General features: G+C 61.9%; 4 protein-coding genes and 1 pseudogene. All 5 read left to right on the top strand.

Features of this window, described 5'->3' with window-relative positions:
• Positions 1-211, top strand: a pseudogene (locus EN991_RS40395) (hypothetical protein); the annotation flags it as partial.
• A 52-nt stretch (positions 212-263) separates the two neighbouring features.
• Positions 264-974 (top strand): transcriptional regulator NanR, encoded by a 711-nt coding sequence (gene nanR, locus EN991_RS28545; protein ID WP_027163180.1) that lies wholly within the window; start codon positions 264-266, stop codon positions 972-974.
• A complete protein-coding gene (locus EN991_RS28540; RefSeq protein ID WP_063173900.1) occupies positions 971-1,276 on the top strand; it encodes a putative quinol monooxygenase in 306 nt (101 codons plus the stop codon). The genes nanR and EN991_RS28540 overlap by 4 nt, the downstream gene beginning before the upstream one ends.
• Positions 1,277-1,326: 50 nt before the next feature.
• Positions 1,327-2,103 carry an aldolase/citrate lyase family protein gene (locus tag EN991_RS28535; protein WP_013525325.1) on the top strand — a complete coding sequence of 259 codons (777 nt, stop codon included), beginning with the start codon at positions 1,327-1,329 and terminating at the stop codon, positions 2,101-2,103.
• Between the two features lie 14 nt (positions 2,104-2,117).
• The gene (locus EN991_RS28530; protein ID WP_127369995.1) at positions 2,118-3,170 is read left to right on the top strand and encodes an NAD(P)-dependent oxidoreductase; all 1,053 of its coding nucleotides are present in this window, start codon (positions 2,118-2,120) and stop codon (positions 3,168-3,170) included.
• The last annotated feature ends 207 nt before the right edge of the window (positions 3,171-3,377 follow it).

The following is a 3,377-nucleotide window of genomic DNA, read 5'->3' as shown; positions in this document are numbered from 1 at the left end:
CGCCCTTTGGCAGCCCTGGCTTGCCTGGGTCAGGCAGCGCAGCGGGGCGAGGGCACATGTCTGTGCCACTCCCGTGGTCGAGGTCGAGGGCGTGAAGGTTGCGCCGCTGATCTGCTACGAGCAGCCCATCGTCGTCCTTGCCATCCAAGAGGCGGGCCGCGCGAGCCTGGGCATCTCTGTTCGGTCTCTATCCAGCCCAATTGATCGTTGACAGAGGCGCTCTGGGAGCCTAGCGTACCTGACTGGTATAACAGGTATGCCACATGATCGGCGTTCTGATCAAACCGCGGAAGCTTTCGGAGGAGGTTGCAGCGCACCTCGAGCGGATGATCCGCAAGGGAGAGCTGGCCGAAGCCGACCGGCTCCCATCCGAGCGGGAACTCATGCGGCAGTTCGGGGTCGGGCGCCCTTCAATCCGCGAGGCCCTGCTGCATCTGAGCAAGATGGGGCTTGTCGAGGTGAAATCCGGCGAGCGCGCCCGCGTCACTCGGCCAACCCCCCAATTCGTGATCGACGCCCTCTCGGGGCCGGCGCGCCACATGATTTCGGCTCCTGGCGGGGTTCATGACTTCCAGAGCGCGCGTTTGTTTTTCGAAGTCGGGCTTGCCCGCAACGCCGCCATCAATGCCACGTCAGAGGATATTGAGGGCCTCAAGGAGGCGCTCGAAATCAACCGGCAGTCGATCGGGGACCTGACGCGCTTCGAGCGCACCGATGTGGACTTCCACTACGTGCTGGCGGTGATCACCCGCAATCGTATCTTCACAGCCATTCACGCGGCGTTGGCCGAATGGCTGCTGGAACAGCGGCGCACAACTTTGGCCAAAGGTGAAGACCGAAAGGCCTACGAGGCTCATCGAGAAATCTTTGATGCCGTCGCCGCGCGCGATCCAGACGCCTCTGAAGCGGCTATGCGCAGGCATCTGGAATATGTCTCCAGACGCTATCTTGAAATTGCGGGTGGCAAGGGATGAGCGGCTTCGTGGTCTGGGTCGATTTCCGCCTCAAGCCGGGTGCCCGGGGCAGATTCCGAGAGCTCGTGGACGCCAACGCGACCGCGTCGGTTCGCAGCGAAGCCGGCTGCCGCCGCTTTGATGTGACGCAGGCGCGCGGCGAGCCCGACCGGGTCCTGCTCTACGAGATTTACGACAGCGAGGCTGCATTCAAGCTCCACTGCCGGACAGCCCATTTCGAGGAATTCAATTCGCAGAGCGCGCCGCTCGTCGACACCAAGCTGGTGACGATCTGCGACCTTGTTGTCGAAGCTTCGTCTTGAAGAACGCGTAGGCGCAATGCGCCCCTTGTGGGCGAACGGGAGGGAAGTTCATGTCGGAGCCAAGTCTCAAGGCGCTAGCGTCTCACAGACGCGTCAAGCTCGGGACCCTTGTCGCCGAGTTCGCGACGCCGGGGATAGGCCACATCCTGAAGTCCGCTGGCTGTGACTTCGCCTTTTTCGATATGGAGCATTCGGGCTTCAGCCTGGAAACGGTCAAGAGCGCGATCCGCTATTTCGAGGCGGCCGACCTGCCGGTTATGGTGCGTGTGCCATCGCAGGACTACCATTTCCTCGCCCGCGCCATGGATATGGGGGCCGAAGGATTAATCGCGCCGATGGTGAGTACCGTCGAGCAGGCGCAGCACATCATCAGTTCCATGAAATACCATCCGGCTGGCGCTCGCGGCGTGGCGCTGCAGATCGCGCATGACCGTTACCGTCCGGGCTCGGTTGCAGATAAGTTCGAGGCGGCCAACCAGCGCTCGGTGTTCATCTGCCTGATCGAGACCGCCGACGGCGTCAAGAACATCGACGGCATTGCGGGATTGGACGGCGTCGATTGTCTGTGGGTCGGTCACTTTGATCTGTCGGTCTCGCTCGGCATTCCCGGCGACTTCGCGCACCCGACCTTCATCGCCGCGATGGCCAAAATCGTTTCCGCCGCCAAAAGGCACAACAAGTCGCTCGGGCGCCTGGTGCCCAACGTCCAGCAGGGCCACGAGTTCTACGCACAAGGCTTCGACTTCATTTGTTATTCGGGCGACGTCTGGATACTGCACGACGCGATCGCCGACGCGGTCTCCAAAATCCGGGCCGGGTGCCAGTAAGAACGGAGGAGAGAATGGGCGACCTAAAGTTCAAGGTGGCGCTTTCCGGTGATTTCCGCATGCCGGACGGCTCGCTGACCTATCCCGACTTCGACCTGGAGCCTCTGCGCAAGGCGCCAGGCCTCGAGATGACATTCCTGGAATCGAATAACCCGCTTCGCGCCGACCAGCTTGAGGACTTCGATGCGCTGATCCTTCTCACTCATCGCTTCGTTTCCACGAGTGTCCCCAAGAGCGGTCGGCTGGCCGTCGTTGCCCGCTTCGGCGTCGGCTACGATACTGTCGACGTCGAGGCCTGCACTGGCGCCGGCATCGCTCTGGTCATCACGCCCGATGGGGTAAGACGGCCGGTCGCCGTATCCGTCATCACCTTTATGTTGGCACTCACCGGCAAGCTGTTCACGAAGGACGCCCTCACCCGTAAGGGACCTCATGGCTTCCAGGAGCGCTCCCAACATATGGGTGTCGGGCTCGTGGGGCGTACGCTGGGGTCGCTCGGCATCGGCAACATAGGCGCCGAAGTTTTTCGCCTGGCAAAGCCCTTCGATATGAGGTTCATCGCCCATGACCCATTTGCAGACAAGAAGGTCGCTGCCGAACTAGGCGTGGAGCTGGTCGGACTGGAAGATCTGTTTCGTCGCGCCGACGTGCTGTCGGTAAGTTGTCCGCTGACGCCTGACACGCGTCATCTCGTCAGTGCCGAGCGGCTCGCCCTGATGAAGCCTACTGCTTACCTGATCAATACAGCGCGCGGCCCGATCGTCGACCAGAAGGCGTTGGCACAAGCCCTGCGGGAGCGTCGTATCGCCGGCGCCGGTCTCGACGTGCTGGAGCAGGAGCCGCCGGATGCTGACGATGCAATCCTCAAACTCGACAACGTCATCCTTGCGCCGCACGCATTGTGCTGGACCGACCAGTGCTTTGCCGGCAACGGCGCTGCAGACGTCAAAGCGGTAATCGAGGTTCAACATGGTCGCGAGCCGCGCGGTGTGGTCAATCGCGAGGTGCTTTCGAGCGAGCGGTGGAAGGATAGGCTGGCCGTTTTCGCGGGCCGCTTCGGAAGCTAGGAGTGCGAGAATTTGGCGCGCCGCCGCGGCCATTGCGGGGGCCTTACGGGAGGAATGCTCGACCGCCGCGCCTGCGGACGAGTGAGCAAATGAGAAAACGGGAGGACCAAGCACTATGAACGATCGTGAAAAACGTGACTTTCAGGCCGGTCTCGAAGCAGAGGTCGACGCCTTCATGCGTGGCGAAACGACCCGCCGGAATTTCAT

Origin of the sequence: Mesorhizobium sp. M7A.F.Ca.US.005.03.2.1, from assembly GCF_003997795.1 — a bacterium.
GTDB lineage: Bacteria > Pseudomonadota > Alphaproteobacteria > Rhizobiales > Rhizobiaceae > Mesorhizobium > Mesorhizobium ciceri.
The sequence above is the reverse complement of the archived record's forward strand: the minus strand, read 5'-3'. Positions and strand labels throughout refer to the sequence as shown.